This is a genomic window from Brachyspira hampsonii, from assembly GCF_001746205.1.
Taxonomy (GTDB): Bacteria; Spirochaetota; Brachyspiria; order Brachyspirales; family Brachyspiraceae; genus Brachyspira; species Brachyspira hampsonii_B.
On record NZ_MDCO01000001.1, the window covers coordinates 181252 to 200380 of the forward strand.

Here is a 19129-nt window from a genome sequence, read left to right on the forward strand (position 1 = left end):
ATATTTAAATATAGTAAATAATAAGTAGATTTTCAAATTTAATTGAATACAAACTAATAAATATAAAAAATATTAATCATCTAAATTATAATGTTTATAAGTATTATCTACATTACATAATATCTCATATTCTCTCATAAGTTCAGCAAGTCTTTTACCATTTATCAATGTTATATTTTTATAATCTGATTTTTTAGTAAAATAAGATGTTGTTATAAAAATACCTTTATGATATCCCAATTTAGTTAGTGAACCACTAAATGCATCTATATCTTTTGAAGAAACTTTATTATTTCTAGCAAAAAACTTACACTGAAATGCTATTCTTTCTAGACCAAATTTATCTATAGAAAAATCTCCATCTATACCACCATCATTAGTACCACCTTTTCTTTTTACATCAAAATATCCCATTTTACTAAAAAGCTGTACAGATATGTTTTCCAATATATCTCCTCTATCTTTATTAGATGTACATTTTTCTGTCATTTTAATTAATTTTTTCAAAATTAATTCTTCTATATATTCATAATAATCACTAACTTTAGAATATAAATCATTTATTATTTCTTCAAATTCTAATGTATTTTCATCTTCAATATCTGTTTTTTCAGGAGACATGAATTCTCTAAATTCAGGGTAATTTTCTTTTAAAAATGATGTTGTAATTTCTATTTTACTTTTATATATTTTTTTACCCTCTTCACTAATTATAATATATCCTCTCCTTGGTCTATTCAATAATCCTGATTTATACAAAAATGTAATAGTCCAACCTATACTAGAATCTAATTTATTATTTCCTTTTGGAGTTTCTAATTTTATTTGTTCATCATTTAATTTCAACCTATCTATTATAACATTTTTTAAATTTTCATTTTTTATATATTTTTCCATTTTATTTTTTAAATAAAAGTATTCTAATATAGGTATATAAAATTCATTTGTACTAGGAAAACTCATATAAACTCCATTATAAAAGCCTAACTATATTTAATAGCTAGGCTTTATTATCAATTTTAATTTAATTATTCGCTTAAAATTTTTCTCAAAACTTCATTAACAAGTTTAGGGTTGCCCTGACCTTTAGTAGCTTTCATAGTCTGACCTACTAAGAATCCGAATGATTTTTCTTTACCTGCTTTGAAGTCAGCAACTGATTTAGGATTTTCTTCTAAAACTTTTCTTATTATTGTTTCAAGCTCTCCTGTATCGCTTACCTGTTTGATTCCTTTTTTCTCTACTATAGCAGAAGGAGCCTCACCTGTTTCGCACATATCCTCAAAAATCTCTTTGGCTATTTTACCGCTTATAACACCATCATCTATAAGTCTAAATATTTCAGCTATATGCTCTGGTTTTGGTTTAAAATCCTTAATAGTAAGAAGTTTTTTATTTAAGTATGCATTAACTTCAACCATTATCCAGTTGCTTATTTTTTTAGGCTGTTTAGGATATGCCTTAACTGCAGCTTCATAATAATCAGCTAAGGCAGCATCTTCTGTAAGAACTACTATATCCTGATCTGGTAAATCATAATCTTTTTTAAGTCTTTCGCGTTTTTGCTGTGGAAGTTCTGGAAGCTCTTTTTTAGCATTTTCAATCTCTTCATCTTGAAGCACTAAAAGAGGTATATCAGGGTCTGGGAAATATCTGTAATCTGCAGCACCTTCTTTTGAACGCATACCTTTAGTAGTGTTTTCTTTAGCATCATAAAGTCTTGTTTCTTGTAAGATTTTCTCTCCATTATTTAGAGCTTTTATTTGTCTTTTGATTTCATAATCAATAGCTAACCTTACATTTCTGAAACTGTTCATGTTTTTTACTTCAGTTTTAACCCCAAGTTCTTTGCTTCCTTTAGGACGAATTGAAACATTGGCATCGCATCTCAAAGAACCTTCTTCCATATTGCAGTCAGAAACATCAATATATTTAAATATTTTTTTAAGCTCTGTTAAATACTGATAAGCTTCTTCTCCTGTAGAAATATCCGGTTCGCTTACACATTCTATCAAACAACAACCTGCACGGTTTAAATCTACATAGCTTAAAGGTCTTCCTGTATCATCATGAACAAGTTTACCAGCATCTTCTTCCATATGTATTCTATTTATTCTTACGCTTTTATTATAGGAAGAGCCATCATCATTAAGTACAGTGATATCAAGATGACCTTCTGTACAAATAGGTTCATCCATTTGAGTAATCTGATAGTAGGAAGGCAAATCCGGATAGAAATAATGTTTTCTCGCGAATCTGCTTTTCTTTTGAATAGTGCAGTTAGTAGCAAGTCCTGCTTTAATAGTTTTATGCACCATTTCTTTATTAACTATAGGCAAAGTACCGGGGTGAGCCTGACATCTTGGACAAGTAAGAGTGTTTGCAGGAGCACCGAAAGTATTTGGGCATGAACAGAATGCTTTAGTTTTAGTATTAAGCTGAACATGCACTTCTAATCCTATGACTGCTTCATATTCCATATTTATTAATCCTAATTATTAAAGTAATTTTTAAAAATATTATGTTTATTTTATATGAATTTGTATTTTTTTTCAAGTACAGCAAAAATTTAAAAATGCTTAAGAGCCATATATTCTTTTTAGTTTTAAAAAAGTATGTTCTTATTATTTATAATTTAAATTAACACAAAATATACAAGAATAAATACATTTGCAGCAATATAATACTAATCAGAAAATTATTAAAATTATTTTTTAATATGTAATATTAATCTAACTACTAAAAATTTAAAGTTTATTTATGTTTCTTAATTAGAATAAATATAATTTGCCGCTTCGATTCCGCTAATAATCGCCTGATCTGTCCAATAGTATTCCCATTTTCCATATCTTCCTGATGTATATATATTATTTTCTTTTAACCAGTCTAAAACTATTTTTTTATTGATTTCTGTATCGAGTGTAAATAATATATTAGCATACTGATGGTAATCTAATTGAGCAAACTCTACTTGCTTATAATCGAATATTTTCATTTCTACAAGTTTATTAATAGTATGCTCCACTATTTGATTATTACTTAAATTTATTTGTTTGAATTTAGAACAAGGTATTTCAGCCTGCAATGAACTATAACCTTCAGGTGCATTATATGGAGATTTTAGGCTAGCAATGTAAACTCTAGGAAATAAAATTTCTTCATCATATACATAAAACCATAAATAAGGTACATTCACTTTTCCTTTTAATCCTATCGATACAGTATAACCCGATGTATAACAAAGTCTTGAGGCTGCTTCTTTTACATTATTTGGAATATCTTCAATGATGTTAGTAATATAGGTTAATGGTAAAGTAGATATAATTTTATCATAATGAATCCTATAGACATTATCAAATAATAGTTCCTTTTTCTTAATATTCCATCTAATCAAATTATGATTTAATCTAATATTTTCTTTCGGAGTCCAAGAATCAAAGAAACTTTGAAATCCACCATGTTGTGGATATCTCATTTCACTAGCATAATATTTAGATTTACTGTCCTTATTCCAAGCACCATACTCTATTTCCTTCAAATCACTTTTCATCACTCTATAACCAATCCAATCAATACTCATATTTTCTGCTTCTGTAGTCCAATATTTTTTAGTATACTTATCTGAAAATTCTTTGGCAAAATAATATCCGAAAGAACCATCAAGCCATTCTCTATAATTTTTAGGATTTTCTATATTTGGTTTATTTTTAAAACCTTCTATTATTTTTATTTTTTGTTCTTTATCTAAAGGATATAAATTACTTTGAGTAGGATTTCCAAGCCATAAACCTTTATAATAATTAGCTACATTTGGAATATGACTATAATATTCATTAGATGCTATATTAAATAATTTCATAATTTGCTTATCTTTTGTAAAAGAAAAATGTGGAAATCTGTCAAAAATAAATTTACCTATTTTTAATCTTCTGCATAATCCGCCATATTCATTTTCTTTTTCAAATATTTCAAAATCAATATTTTTTTGTTTTAACTTGTACCCTGCTGATATACCAGATATTCCAGTACCTAATATAATTACTTTATTCATCAAAATTTATTCTTTCCTCTTCTATAACTAATGGTTTTTTAACTATTCTAAGATTAATATTTAAAATGTACTCACCTAAAAGTCCTATAAAAAATAATTGTACTGAACCTATAAAGAAAACACCTACCATTAATGTCGCCATACCTATTGGATATGTACTCCAATTAATAATTTTTTGTATTAATGTCATTAATCCAATAATAAAGGTTATTATTGAAAATACAAATCCAATAAAAGTAGAAACTCTCAATATAACTTTTGAATAACTTATTATAGACAACATTGCTATATCATATGATTTATAAAAACTAAGTTTAGATTTACCTGTTTTTCTTTTTTCATGTATATATGGTATTTCTTTTATTTTAAAACCAAATTCTCCAACTACATTTTTAAAATATGGTTCAGGATCTTCTATTTTTCTCAATATATCAATAAAATCTTTATCATAAAGACCAAAACCATTGAAATTAGATATTATTTTGGCACTGTCTATTTTAGATAAAATAGACACTATTTTATAATAAACACCTCTTAAAATAGAAACAATACCTTCATTACTTTTTGTTTTTTTAGCTATAACTACTTTATATCCATTTTCCCATTCTTTAATAAACTCATATATCAATTTTGGGGGATCTTGGAAATCTGCAAATATAAGTATTGCACAATCTCCCGTTATTTGAGTTAATCCATAATAAAAATTCTTTAATGGACCAAAATTTCTGGAATTGAAAATAGCTTTAACATTTTTATTTTTTTGGCATAAATCTATTATTATATATCTCGTATTATCTGTAGAACAATTATCTATAAAAATAATTTCATAATCATAATTAAAATTAGATAACACTTTTATAATTTCTTCTGAAAGCGGCTCTATATTTTTTTCTTCGTTATATGTTGGAACTAGTATGCTAATTTTTTTCATTTTGTATACTCCAAAATAAGTTGATCTAAAATATCATTAATATTAGAATATTTCTTGAAACCTATTTCATTAATAAGTTTTGAATTATCTCCAATTATAATACTAGGTTCATTGGTTTCAAATTCTTTTAATTCTATTAAATATTCTTTATTCATTTTTTTAGCAATCATAAAAGCTAGCTCTTTTAATGATAATGCCTTTCCTAAACATATATTTATGCTACCATGAAAATTTGAATTTGTTATTAGTGCTATAGATTTTGCAACATCACCTGCAAACATATAATCTTTTTTTAATTGTGAATGATTTATAGAAACTTTTTTATCATTTTTTAGTAATTCAATTATATATGGGAATAGTCTATTCGGATTTTCATTTTCTCCATAAGTATAAAAAACTCTGGCCCAACAAAAATCAATATTATATTTACTACAATATAATTCAGATATTTCCCTTAAATAATTTTTACATTTAGCATATATAGTAGTTGGATTTAATTCATCATATTCTTTTATTTTACTATCTTTGAATTTATATTCAAAACAAGTACCTGTATAAATTACTCTTTTACCTCCATTTTCTTTAAAATATTTAAGCATATTTATAGATGAAGCAAGTAAATCAAAATTGGAATCTGAATCTAAATATCCTTGTTTTGTATCCCAAGCTAAATGTATTAAATATTCAGGTTTTATTTCTTTAAATTTATTTTCTAATTGAGTTGTATTATTAATATTAAGTTTTATATAATACAATTTATCAGTTTCTATATTTCTAGTACCTATTCCATACACTTCAAAACCTAATTCCTTTAATGGTTCTGATATATATTGTCCTATTAGTCCATTAATTCCTGTAACTACTACTTTCTTCATGATTAAATCCTAAAAAATAAAATCCGGTATATTTTTATCTTTTTCACTCATTATTCTATTTTCACATTCAGGCCATTTAATATTAAATGCCGGATCATTCCATCTTAAATAACCATAAGCATCAGGTACAAAATATGTACTTAAAAAATAAGCAACTATAGTATCATCTTCTAATGTCTGAAAACCATGGGCAACATAAGGAGGAATATAAACCATTTTTCCATTTTCATCTGATAATTCAACAGAGGAATATTTACCATAAGTAGGAGAATCTTTACGTATATCTGCTATTACATCAAATATTTTTCCTTTTAAACATCTAACAATTTTTATTTCAGGGTATGGATATTTTTGATAATGCATACCTCTTAATGTACCTACTCTTTTATTATAGTTTATGTTAGATTGTATTAAATTAAAATTTAAATTATATTTTTCAAGTTCTTTATTATCAAACATTCTTAAAAAATACCCTCTTTCATCTTCTATATAATTATTTTGTAATATATATGAACCTTTTATAATATTTTTTCTTATAATCATGCAACACTCCCATATTTAAATAAATATAGGAATGTATTGACATTTAATTTTTGATAAAGTACAATAAAACAGGGTTTATATTTTACTGCTCTGCTCTGCTCTGCTCTGCTCTGCTCTGCTCTGCTCTGCTCTGCTCTGCTCTGCTCTGCTCTGCTCTGCTCTTAACTTACAAATAATATCTTCCATATTACTATAATTATTAAAATTTAATTCATTAATAAGTTTTGTATTATCACCAATTATAATATTAGGTTCATTAGTTTCCAATTCTTTCAATTCCAATAAACTTTCTTTATACATTTTTTTAGCTATTATTAATGCAAAATCTTTTAATGATATTACTTTACCAGAACAAATATTAATTGGTCCAATAAAATTAGAATCTACAATTAAAGCTATAGCTTCTGCTACATCTCCAGCAAACATATAATCTTTTTTTAAGTGGGAATGATTAATAACAACTTTTTTATTTTCTTTTAAATTATTAATTATATATGGAAATATCCTTTTAGGATTTTCATTTTTTCCATAAGTATAAAAAACCCTAGCCCAACAAAAATCAATGCTATTTTTAATACAATAGTCTTCTGATATTGCTCTCAAATAATTTTTACATTTAGCATATATACTAATAGGATCAATTTCATCATATTACTTTAATTTATTATCAGTAAATTTATACTCAAAACAAGTACCTAAATAAACTGCTCTTCTACCATTATTTTTTTTAAAATACTTTAACATCTCAATAGAAGAAGTTAACAAATCAAACTGATAATTTGAGTTTAAATCTTGTGTACTCCAAGCTAAATTTATCAAATATTCTGGCTTTATATCATCAAAAATATTTTCAACTGATTTATAATCAGAAATATCTAACTTTATATATTTGAAGTCTTTAGACACAATATCTCTAGTACCTATTCCATAAACATCAAATCCTAACTTCTTTAGAGGAGCTAATATATACTGACCAATTAACCCCGTAATTCCTGTTACTATAATTTTTTTCATAAAATATCCAAACTAATATACTTATTATCATCAAGTATTATCAACAATATACTAATTTTATTTATACATATTTTGTAGCCAAAATACACATTTTATACAAAGTATTCTCTTATATTACTATTTTATCACTATAAATTTTAAACAATTTCCATTTTTTATGCTATTTTCATATTTTTTATGTTTTTAATTAATATATTTGTTCTAGTTATGATAGTTTCAATAAGTGCTATTAACCATATTGAAGCTGATAAAAAACTTCCTAAAGTTGGAGAAACATATATAGAAGTTTGAAAAGGCATTAAAAGTAAAACAAATAATATTAAAAATATATAATCTATTTTATAGAATTTATCTTTAATTAAAAAGGAATTATATAATTATAATCCTTTTTACTATATAGTTTTTTTAAAAACAAAATAAAAAGTAATACAGCAATAAACATAAATATTACCAAAGACATATTAGATACAGGATCAACTTGAACATCATACAAGCTCATATTAGCATAATTTCTTATAATAGAGAAAGGATATATTAATAAATATGATAATGGCAAATAAGATTGATATGCCTGACCCAAAATGTAGTCAAAATAAGGATCTTTTCTAGCAATAAATCTTAATACATTATAAAAGTCAGCAAATAAATCCCAACCACCTAATACAATATTCAATTGTCTTCCACCTTTATCTTTTATAAAGAAAATAATAAAAAGCAAAATAGTAAAAGACAATAGCAATATAAAAAGTAAAGGAACATTATTTATTATCTTATTATCTGCATATTTAATAAATAAACTTATAAGTATTATGCTTCCTAATGCTATTAAAATTATATCTATATTTAGTTTAAATACTAATGTATATATTATATTATCTATTTTTTCATTATATTCCAATGTTTTCTCAGAAATTAAATTACCAAAAGGACTTCCTCCTTCATCCATTTTAATTTCTTTAATAAAACTATTATCATCTAATATCTTGTTAACATTAGGATAAACTCTATATAAATCACTATGTTTAAAAATTTTACTATAATATCCCATTTTTAAACCATAACTATAATTTGTAATAGCTTTATTTGTAAATATATAATTAGTAAGATCATTATTGTCTAATTTGTCATCTGTAGTAAAGATTTTTTTAGTTTCTTCTATATTAAATCCATTTAATTGTAAAGTTCTATTTATATGATTATCATCAAAAATAAAGTTAGACAAATAACCAACTCTTCCTTTACCTGCTGATGTATATAAAATTATAAAAGTTATAAAACAAATTATTAATAATGAAATGTATATTTTAAAAAACAAATTATTATTGTTCATAAATTACTCCAAGAATTGAAAGATTATTTATCATTATAATTAATAAAGAAAAATATCTTAATTATTAGATAAATAAAATTATCATTCTATTTCCAAACATTTTTTGCAAATATCATATCTAGCATAATTATCATCTAATAATTCTTTTCTAATTTCAGCATTTTTATTCCATATATTTACTATAGTATCTTGCATTATATTTCCATAAACATATTTTCTATAAAAATCGGCACAACACAATACAACATCGCCATTATATGTTATAGTCATAACAAATGGGTGAGGACATTTTTTGTTTTTTTTATTTTTGTATTTAGAAACATCAACACTACCTCCTACATTTTGCATACTAAGATCTTTTTGTGTCTGTATTCTTATTTTATGTTTTAATACATCTTTTACTTTAGATAATCTTTCATAAGCTCTTTCAGGATTCTTATCATGTATTGTAATAACAAATTTATCTATTCCTGCTTTTTCTAATTGCAAAGCTTTTTCAACAGTTAAAAGATCACCATTACTAACTACTACTTGAACAGCATTAGGCAATTCTTTTTTAATATATTCAGCAAACTTAACATATCTTTCATCAAATAATGGTTCATTAAAAAAAGAAAATCTGATAATTCCAGAAAATTTTATAATTTTTAATTGCTCTATTATTCTATAAAAAACATCTTCTGACATATAGTTTTTAGGTGATTCTTGATATTTATTAGGACAATAATCGCATTTTCTATTACAATATGTATTTATTTCTATAATAACTTCATTAAAGAAATACTTATCTTTATATCTAATCTTATTAATAATAGGAGTATAAATATTTGAATATAAATCTAGAGTTAAAAATCTATATAATCTAGGAAAATGCTTATCAAATTTTGTAAATATATATTTATCTATTAATAATTTAATATTTTTCATAAATTACTCCATAAAATACAAAGATTGTATTTAGTTTGATAAAGGTATTTTTTATAATAAAGATAAATTTGTTTAAGCTTGTTGCTTGTTCATTACATTTTCCAGAAATATTTTTTGGTATTATATAACAACTTAAAAAAATAATCAACAATAAATTTATGAATTATTGTCTAAGGGATATATATTATGTACTTTTTATTTTAAAAAACAGATATTTCTTATAATGTTAATTAACTCAATGAATAGAAAGTAATACCTATTCAAGAATATAATACAAATAACAAAAAATAGTAAACTAAAAATAAAAAAATAACGTATAATAATTGCAACATATATTGAAACAATATGTAAGAGTATAATTTGTATCAAAAAAGAAAGATACCGAAGGATATAAACATATAATGATAGAAGAAACCATGTTTTTTATATTAAAGAAGTCGGCACGAAGGGTACATTGGTATAAAAAGTTCAAATTGATACAAAATTCGCTTTTTTAGATAAATACTCTATTATCAGTTAATAGCAATATTTTAAAAATTTTATTTTACCCCCATCCATTTCAGATTTAAATGCTTTATTTTTTAATATTATTTTTATTAAATTCATAAGATAAGTAATTCAAAAATCACACTCACACAAACATTATTTAAATTGTCACTTTCCACCATTACAAGAAGCATGAACTGCTTTTTTTAAACTAAAAACGGTGCAATATCTATGGCACTTAAACAAGTAAATTACACAAAAAATCTTGACTTAATCGTTTATTTATGTTAGCATAGTAGGTGAATTTTATATGTTCGCGTATAGGATATTATTTTAATTTAGGAGTATATTTATGGCTGTAAAAGTAGCAATAAATGGTTTCGGACGCATTGGTCGTCTAGTTTTTCAGGCATTGGTAGAACGCGGTTTATTGGGTAAAGAAATAGAAGTAGTAGGCGTAGTAGATGTAAGCACAGATGCCCAATACTTTGCCTATCAGTTAAAATATGATTCAGTTCATGGTAAAATGAAAGCAGAAATTAGTCATGAAGGCGAAGATGTATTAGTAGTTAATGGTAATAAAATAAAATGTATCAAAGCTGCTCCATTGAATCAATTAGAACAGCTTCCTTGGAAAGACTTGGGTGTTGAATATGTAATTGAATCTACAGGACTTTATACTGAAAAAGAAAAAGCAGAAGGACATATTAAAGCTGGTGCTAAAAAAGTTATTATTTCTGCTCCTGGTAAAGGCGATTTAAGAACTTTTGTTTATGGTGTAAACCATGAAGAATATGATCCTGCTAATCATCATGTAGTATCTAATGCTTCTTGTACTACTAACTGTTTAGCTCCATTAGTACATGTACTTCTTAAAGAAGGCATTGGTATAGAAACAGGTCTTATGACTACTATTCACTCTTATACTGCTACACAAAAAATCGTAGACGGTCCTTCTAAAAAAGACTGGAGAGGCGGACGCGCTGGTGCTATTAACACAATACCATCTACTACAGGTGCTGCTAAAGCTGTAGGTGAAGTATTACCTGCTACTAAAGGTAAATTAACAGGTATGAGTTTCAGAGTTGCTACTCCTGATGTATCTGTTGTAGATTTAACTTTCAGAAGTGAAAAAGAAACTTCTATAGAAGAAATTGATGCTTTAATGAAAAAAGCTTCTGAAACTTATATGAAAGGTGTTTTGGGTTATTGTAATGAAGAATTGGTATCTAGCGACTTCATACATGATAATAGAAGTTCTATTTATGACTCTTTAGCTACTACTCAAAATAACTTAAAAGGCGAAAAAAGATTTTTCAAAGTTGTTTCATGGTATGATAATGAATGGGGTTATTCTAACAGAGTAATTGATTTATTGTTATATATGTACAGTAAAAAATAATAATTAGTAATAATTAAATTTTTTTAAGCTATAATAAAAGGGTGTTATATTTCATTATAGCACCCTTTAAATTTTTAATGAGAATAAAAATTGTGAGCGTCTAAAAAGTATAATTGAAAGCCATTTAATGAGAACAATTTTTATTAGTAATAGTATAAATATAAAAAGAAAGCTAAAATCAGCCCACAGGGCACAGACGGGCAAATAATTTTATTTATTTGCTAATTAAAAGAATCTATATTAAGGAGTTCATAATGAAAAAATCAGTAAAAGATATAGACATTAAAGGTAAAAAAGTAATAATGAGAGTGGACTTTAATGTACCGCTTGATAAAGAAACTAGTTCAAAAATTACAGATACTACAAGAGTAGATGCTGCTATGCCTACTATAGAATATATACTTTCTCAAGGTGCTTGTCTTATACTTATGAGCCATTTGGGAAGACCTAAGGGCGAACCTAATCCTAAATACTCTTTAAAACCTGTTTATGATTATTTAAAAACTAAACTTCCTAATAATAAAGTAGAATTTGCCAAAGACTGTATAGGAGAGGAAGTAAAAAAACAGGCTGCTGAACTTAAAGCAGGAGATGTACTTTTACTTGAAAACTTAAGATATCATGCTGAAGAAGAGAAAAATGATCCTAATTTCTCAAAACAATTAGCTGATTTGGCTGATGTTTATGTTAATGATGCTTTCGGTACTGCACACAGAGCACATGCTTCTACTGCTGGTATAGTATCTGCTAAAGCTGGTATGCCTGCTGTTGCCGGATTCTTAATGGAAAAAGAAATTAAATATTTAGGTGATGCTGTTGCTAATCCTGCTCGTCCATTTGTTGCTATAATAGGAGGAGCTAAAGTTTCTTCTAAAATTTCTGTACTTAAAAACTTACTTAATAAAGTAGATACTTTAATAGTTGTAGGCGGTATGGCTTATACTTTCTTTAAAGCTAAAGGATTAGAGATAGGTACTTCTTTATGTGAAGATGATTATATCGCTACAGCTAAAGAAATTATGGATAAAGCCAAAGAATTAAATAAAACTTTATACTTGCCTGTTGATAATGTTATAGCTGATAAATTTGATAATGATGCTAATTTTAAAACAGTAGATTCTAATGCTATACCTGCAGGCTGGATGGGCATGGATGTTGGACCTAAAACTTTGAAAGAGATTGAAGATATACTTAAAAATGCTAAAACAGTTGTTTGGAACGGTCCATTAGGTGTATTTGAAATGCCTAATTTTGCCAAAGGTACTTTTGAGGTAGCTAAATTTATAGCTAATTCTGGAGCTGTAAGTATCATAGGCGGAGGAGACAGTGTATCTGCTGTTAATAAATCAGGTGTTGCTGATAAAATGACACATGTATCTACAGGCGGCGGAGCTTCTTTAGAGTTCCTTGAAGGAATTGAATTACCAGGTATCGCAGTATTACAGGATAAATAATATATTATAGTTAAATTTTAAGTAAATCAAAATAGTGAGCCCGTAGTAACTTTAGTTGCTGCGGGTTTTTTAGCGAACTATTTTGATTTTATGATATAAGGAATTGAATTACCTTGCAGTATTACAAGACAAATAATATATTATAGTTAAATTTTAAGTAAATCAAAATAGTGAGCCCGTAGTAACTTTAGTTGCTGCGGGTTTTTTAGCGAACTATTTTGATTTTATGATATAAGGAATTGAATTACCTTGAAGTATTACAGGAGCTGTCAGAGTTTTTTTATCAAACTATTTTATTTTTAATATATAAGTTAGCATATTAATGCATTACAATACAATAATTATAATCTTCGTCAAATTAACACAAAATATATTATAATACACTATATTTTTGTATAATTTATTTTAATTTCGTGTTATTGAATAATTTTTAAAATTAAATGTATTTATACTTGACAAAAAAAACTTATATATTATTATAGCTTTAAAATTATGAATTATGGAGCAAATGAATGATGGAAGAATTAGAATCTATCTATTTTTTAGACGAACTAAATATATTAAATAATGGTTATTTTGCCAAACATGATGATGACTTCGATGATGATTATGACGACGATTATGATGATTATGATGATGAAGACGATTATGATGACGATGGTGATTTTGATGATGATGATGACTTCGACGATGATGATTATGATGATGAAGACGACTATGATGATGACGATGACTATGATGATTACGATGATGATTATGACGAAGATGATGACGATTATGATGATGATATAGATGATTTTGATGATGATTTCGACGACGATTTTGATGATGATGATGACTTCGACGATGATGATTATGATGATGATTTTGACGATGATTATGATGATAAAGATGATTATGATGATGATTTTGATGAATAATTAATTGTTAATTATATAAATTAAAGCAATACTTCAATAATAAGTATTGCTTTATTATGCAAAAGGCTTATGATGTCAGAGAAGAAATTCAAAAAATTTAATAATAATAATAACAATAAAGAAAATAATAAAAAGTTTTTCGGCAAAAAAAATAAAACCAAATTTTACAAAAAAAAATATAATAATCAATATAGTAAATATCAGGAAAAAAGCATAGAGGAATACGAGAAAAATTATCTTAAAAAGCGTATGAAAGAAGAGGTTGAAAGACCTATATGTCCTATATGCAATGAACCTATTTATATAGTAGAAGAAGCTATAAGACATAATGCAAGCGGAGAGTTGGCACATTTTGAATGCATATTAAATGAAATTAAAGATAACAATATTGCTGATATGGAAGAAGAAGATAAAATAGTTTATCTCGGTTCTGGAACTTTTGGAATTATACAGGAAAGACAAAACGGAAAGAATACTAGATTTTTTGTACGAAAAAGAATAAATTATGAAAATAGAAAAGTGAAAAAAATAGAAGATGATTCAGATCCGGAAGAGGAGGATTTGTTTAATGTGTGATATACCGCTGGGGTTTTCTTCTGCTGCAATGAAGTCGGGGCTTAAAAATAATGATTATGATTTGGCGATAATTAAAAGCGATCCCCCAAGTGTTGTATCTGCCGTATATACTCAAAATAGCTTTCAGGCTGCTCCTATTGTATTTTCTAAAAAGAATGACAAAAATGATATAGAATTATTAATAGTTAATAGTAAAATAGCTAATGCTTTAACCGGTAAAAAAGGATATGATGATGTTGTGGATGTGGTTAAATATGCGGGAGAGGTCTTTAATATAAAAAAAGATAATATATTAATGGCTTCAACTGGAATTATTGGAATACCGCTTGAAACAGAAAAAATAAAAAAAGCTATAAAGATATCTGATAAATATTTTAATAATAACTTTAATAATATCTCTAGGGCAATTCAAACTAGAGATAAATTTGATAAGATATATACTACTCAATTAGAAGTATCTTCAGGAAAAACCGCTAATTTTTATGCTATTGCAAAGGGAAGTTCTATTATACATCCTAATATGGCTACTGTGCTTCTTTTTATATTTACAGATTTGAATATAGAAAAAGCAACTTTAGATAAAGCATTTAAAGGTGCAATAGATAAAACTTTAAATAGAATATCTGTAGACGGAGAAACTTCCACAAATGATATGGCTCTTATAATGGCAAACGGAGCATTAAATAATAAAATAATTACTGAAAAAAATAAAAAATTATTTAAAGAATTAAAATACAAACTAGATGAAATATGTGCATATCTAGCAAAAATGATAATACTTGACGGAGAAGGAATAACAAAAACAATAATAGTTTCAATAAAAAGAGCAAAAACTCAGAGTAATGCTTTTGACATTGCTAAAAAAATAGCTACTTCAAATCTAGTTAAAATATTATTTCTTTCTAAAGAGCCAAATTTTGAAAAGATATTATCTGTTGTAGGTAATTGCAATATTAATATAAATAATATATCACTATATGTAAACGATGTAGAAATTTATAAAAATGGAATAATAAATAAATATGATATTGATACAGAAAGAAAGGAAAATTATATAACTATAGATTTAGGATATAATACAAAATATGAGGATTATTATTATTTCACTGATCTCACTCAGGAATATATATCTATACATTCTTCATACAATATATAAGATCTCTTTTAATCCCCACCCTCTATACTTATAGTTATAATCTGAAATTTTAACTTTTAATTTCTTTATTATCGGATTAGAATTTTTTAGCTGCCCACCCTAGTTTAAAATAAATTTATTATGCTCTAACCGCACGGTTAGCAAAACTATAAATATGGATTAAATTATTATTGCAAATAAATCTATAATTGAAAATTTGTTTACCGTGCGTTTAAATATACTCATTATCTAATTAACACTTGGGCGGGCATGCTTTTATAAATGAATCAAAAAATAAAAATTAAATTATTGATTTAAAAATAAGTAAAAAACATAAAAGGGCGGGGTATGTAATTAAAGCATTATTATTTGACTTATAATATTTTTTATATATAATAAAGAGCATAAATATCTATAAAAAATAATAAAATTTGTCGCCGGATAAATTTTTTTAAAACGTTTGTATTCATACTGTAGGCCTTAGAAAGTATGAACGCAAACGTTTTTTTATTATAGGGTATATTTATGAATGTTTTGAATATGTTTATTAAATATGTATCACTTAATATATTTGGAATGATAGGATTATCATGCTATATACTTGCAGATACTTTTTTTGTGGCAAGAGGAATAGGATCTGACGGACTAACTGCATTAAATATAGCTATACCTATTTTTAATTTAATCAACGGAATTGGACTAATGCTTGGCATGGGCTCTGCTACTAAATACGCTATATTAAAAACTCAAAATAAAAATAATGAAGCTAATATCATATTTACTAACTCTTTAATTTATATATTAATAATATCTGCTTTATTTATCATTGTAAGTATTCTATTTACATCAAGCATATCATATATTCTAGGAGCTAGAAATAATATACATAGCATGACGAATATATATATAAATATGATACTTTTATTTTCACCTATGTTTATGCTCAATAATGTACTTTTAGGATTTATTAGAAATGATAATCACCCAAAACTTGCAATGATTGCTATGCTTATGGGGAGTTTATTTAATATTATTTTTGATTATATATTTATATTTCCTTTTAATATGGGTATATTTGGAGCGGTACTAGCAACTGTTTTCTCGCCTCTTATAAGCATACTCATATTATCATCACTTTTCATTAAAAAGAAAAATACATTCTTCATTGTTAAGCCTAATATTAGTTTTAAGCAATTTTTAGAAATATCATCTCTTGGAATATCTTTTTTGATAACAGAACTGTCATCAGGTATTGTTATGATAGCTTTTAATATAATAATATTAAATATTGCTGGTAATATAGGAGTTGCTGCTTACGGTATAACTGCCAATATAGCATTGGTAATTATAGCAATATTTACAGGAATGGGTCAAGGTATGCAGCCTATTATAAGTATGAATTATAATAATGAAATGAATATAAATAAAATATATAAGTACGCTTTTGTTTTATCAAGCATCATTTCTATTTTAGTTTATATAATCACTTATGTATTTGCAAATGAAATAACTTTGATTTTTAATAGAGATAATATTGAAGATCTTCAAAAAATATCTGTTAATGGACTTCGTATATATTTTACAGCATTTATATTTGCAGGCTATAATATTATTACCTGCGTATATTTTTCTGCTATGGGTAAGGCTAAACAATCATTTATAATATCTATATTAAGAGGCTTTATATTTATAATGCCTTCAATATTTATTTTATCATCGATTTTTAATATGACAGGAGTATGGTTTTCTTTTCCAACAGCTGAAATTTTAACAAGTATTTTTTCTTTTATATTTTTTATCAATTTTAATAAGTATAAAAGATATAAAAATTGACAGAAAATCTAATTTCAAGTAAGATAATAAACTTTAAAAAAATCAATAAATAGATTATTTATATAATTGAATTTATTGCTATTATTATTTAAGTATTAATTTGATATTTTTGCTGAATTTGATTTTATGTTAGATAAGTATATGTATAATAATTTGAAATTTTATTAATAATAAAAAAGGGTTAAAACTTAATATTAAGCCTTAACCCATCATGTTTTATAATATTAATTATAAATTACATTTCTACAACTAAAGAAGTACCCATACCGCCGCCTATACAAAGCGTAGCAAGTCCTTTTTTAGAACCGCGTTTTTTCATCTCATGAAGAAGTGTAGTAAGTATTCTAGCTCCTGAAGCTCCTATAGGGTGTCCTATAGCAATAGCTCCTCCATTAACATTAACTATGTCCATATTGAATTTTAACTCACGGGCAACAGCTATAGACTGGGCAGCAAAAGCCTCATTACTTTCTATTAAGTCCAAATCTTCAACTGTAAGATTAGCCATTTTCAAAGCCTTTCTAGTTGCCTCTATAGGTCCTATACCCATTATTCTAGGTTCAACACCATGTGTAGCATAACCTAAAATCTTAGCCATAGGTTTAATTCCAAGCTCATCAGCTTTATCTTTAGACATAACAACCACAGCTGAAGCAGCATCATTGATACCTGAAGCATTACCAGCAGTAACAGTACCGTCTTTTTTAAATGCAGGTTTTAATTTAGCCAAAGATTCCATAGTAGTACCAAAAGTAGGATGTTCATCCGTATCTACTACTATTTCACCTTTTCTAGTTTTGATTGTAACAGGTACTATTTCATCTTTAAATCTTCCGCTTTTTACAGCTTCTTCTGCTCTGTTCTGACTTCTGCATGCAAACTCATCTTGTTCCTGTCTTGTAATACCCCATTGTTCTGCAATATTTTCAGCAGTAACCCCCATATGATAATGCTCAAAAGCACAAATAAGAGCATCATTAAGTAAAGTATCCTGCATTTTACTTTCACCCATTCTAGCACCCATTCTCATAGCTGAAGAAGTATATGGAGCCATACTCATATTTTCAGTACCGCCTGCAACTACTATATCAGCATCTCCTGATTTAATCATTTGTGCTGCCATTGATACTGCTCTTAATCCTGAACCGCATAATATATTTATAGTTAATGCTGGCTTATCTACAGGTATTCCGGCATTAATAGAAATCTGTCTTGCAACATTTGGAAGAAGTGCTGATTGTATAACACAGCCGAAATAAGTTTCATCAACTTGTTCGGGTTTGATATTTGCCCTTTTTAATGCCTCTTTTACTGCTATTGTACCTAATTCCACAGCGGATACATTTGAAAATGATCCTAAGAATTTACCTACAGGTGTTCTAACAGCACTTGCTATTACTATTTCTTTCATGCTTTCTCCTTAAAAATTATTTTACTATTATAGATTATTTTTTTAATTAAACTATTATTTTATAGTATAGCAATTTAAAATTGTTTTTACAAGTTTATTTGTAATTTTTTTATTATGTATATTAATCAAATAATGGAAAATATTTTTTTATATATTTTTTAATTAAAATTATTAAATATAAAGTCCTTTGAAAATGAAAACACCAAATGCAAACTTCTTCGACATGCACAACGAGTAGAAT

General features: G+C 26.1%; 15 protein-coding genes and 1 pseudogene. 6 read left to right on the forward strand and 10 right to left on the reverse strand.

Annotation, left to right across the window (positions count from 1 at the left end; translation table 11 throughout):
* Positions 1 to 72: 72 nt before the first annotated feature.
* The 9 genes and pseudogenes from BFL38_RS00825 to BFL38_RS00870 all read right to left on the reverse strand — a co-directional run bounded on the left by BFL38_RS00825 (position 73) and on the right by BFL38_RS00870 (position 9671).
* A complete protein-coding gene (locus BFL38_RS00825; protein ID WP_069725274.1) occupies positions 73 to 963 on the reverse strand; it encodes a restriction endonuclease in 891 nt (296 codons plus the stop codon).
* 65 nt (positions 964 to 1028) lie between these two features.
* Entirely contained in the window at positions 1029 to 2480 is a 1452-nt protein-coding gene (gene gatB, locus BFL38_RS00830) for an Asp-tRNA(Asn)/Glu-tRNA(Gln) amidotransferase subunit GatB (RefSeq protein WP_069725275.1), read from the reverse strand.
* A gap of 287 nt (positions 2481 to 2767) precedes the next feature.
* Positions 2768 to 4051 (reverse strand): protoporphyrinogen/coproporphyrinogen oxidase, encoded by a 1284-nt coding sequence (locus BFL38_RS00835; protein ID WP_069725276.1) that lies wholly within the window; start codon positions 4049 to 4051, stop codon positions 2768 to 2770.
* Positions 4044 to 4982 (reverse strand): glycosyltransferase family 2 protein, encoded by a 939-nt coding sequence (locus tag BFL38_RS00840; RefSeq protein WP_069725277.1) that lies wholly within the window; start codon positions 4980 to 4982, stop codon positions 4044 to 4046. Before BFL38_RS00840 ends, BFL38_RS00835 begins: the two co-directional genes overlap by 8 nt.
* The gene (locus tag BFL38_RS00845; protein WP_069725278.1) at positions 4979 to 5857 is read right to left on the reverse strand and encodes an NAD-dependent epimerase/dehydratase family protein; all 879 of its coding nucleotides are present in this window, start codon (positions 5855 to 5857) and stop codon (positions 4979 to 4981) included. The genes BFL38_RS00840 and BFL38_RS00845 overlap by 4 nt, the downstream gene beginning before the upstream one ends.
* A gap of 9 nt (positions 5858 to 5866) precedes the next feature.
* Entirely contained in the window at positions 5867 to 6400 is a 534-nt protein-coding gene (gene rfbC, locus BFL38_RS00850) for a dTDP-4-dehydrorhamnose 3,5-epimerase (protein WP_069725279.1), read from the reverse strand.
* Positions 6401 to 6475: 75 nt separating this feature from the next.
* Positions 6476 to 7414 (reverse strand): annotated as a pseudogene (locus BFL38_RS14545) (SDR family oxidoreductase).
* Positions 7415 to 7772: 358 nt separating this feature from the next.
* Positions 7773 to 8744 (reverse strand): hypothetical protein, encoded by a 972-nt coding sequence (locus tag BFL38_RS00865; protein WP_256097163.1) that lies wholly within the window; start codon positions 8742 to 8744, stop codon positions 7773 to 7775.
* Between the two features lie 81 nt (positions 8745 to 8825).
* Positions 8826 to 9671, reverse strand: a complete 846-nt coding sequence (locus tag BFL38_RS00870; RefSeq protein ID WP_069725282.1) for a radical SAM/SPASM domain-containing protein — start codon at positions 9669 to 9671, stop codon at positions 8826 to 8828.
* 838 nt (positions 9672 to 10509) lie between these two features.
* Here BFL38_RS00870 and gap point away from each other — a divergent pair.
* From gap to BFL38_RS00900, 6 genes are all read left to right on the forward strand, one after another.
* Positions 10510 to 11559, forward strand: a complete 1050-nt coding sequence (gene gap / locus BFL38_RS00875; protein ID WP_069725283.1) for a type I glyceraldehyde-3-phosphate dehydrogenase — start codon at positions 10510 to 10512, stop codon at positions 11557 to 11559.
* 254 nt (positions 11560 to 11813) lie between these two features.
* Entirely contained in the window at positions 11814 to 13013 is a 1200-nt protein-coding gene (locus BFL38_RS00880) for a phosphoglycerate kinase (RefSeq protein ID WP_069725284.1), read from the forward strand.
* A 512-nt stretch (positions 13014 to 13525) separates the two neighbouring features.
* Positions 13526 to 13933: a DNA primase gene (locus tag BFL38_RS00885; protein WP_256097164.1), complete on the forward strand. Its 408-nt coding sequence runs from the start codon at positions 13526 to 13528 to the stop codon at positions 13931 to 13933.
* Between the two features lie 72 nt (positions 13934 to 14005).
* Positions 14006 to 14509: a hypothetical protein gene (locus tag BFL38_RS00890; protein WP_069725285.1), complete on the forward strand. Its 504-nt coding sequence runs from the start codon at positions 14006 to 14008 to the stop codon at positions 14507 to 14509.
* Positions 14502 to 15665 carry a bifunctional ornithine acetyltransferase/N-acetylglutamate synthase gene (gene argJ / locus BFL38_RS00895; protein ID WP_069725286.1) on the forward strand — a complete coding sequence of 388 codons (1164 nt, stop codon included), beginning with the start codon at positions 14502 to 14504 and terminating at the stop codon, positions 15663 to 15665. The genes BFL38_RS00890 and argJ overlap by 8 nt, the downstream gene beginning before the upstream one ends.
* A gap of 504 nt (positions 15666 to 16169) precedes the next feature.
* Positions 16170 to 17477 (forward strand): MATE family efflux transporter, encoded by a 1308-nt coding sequence (locus BFL38_RS00900; protein ID WP_069725287.1) that lies wholly within the window; start codon positions 16170 to 16172, stop codon positions 17475 to 17477.
* A 235-nt stretch (positions 17478 to 17712) separates the two neighbouring features.
* On the opposite strand, the gene BFL38_RS00905 is transcribed toward BFL38_RS00900, so the two are convergent.
* Positions 17713 to 18888 (reverse strand): acetyl-CoA C-acetyltransferase, encoded by a 1176-nt coding sequence (locus tag BFL38_RS00905; protein ID WP_069725288.1) that lies wholly within the window; start codon positions 18886 to 18888, stop codon positions 17713 to 17715.
* Positions 18889 to 19129 lie beyond the last annotated feature (241 nt).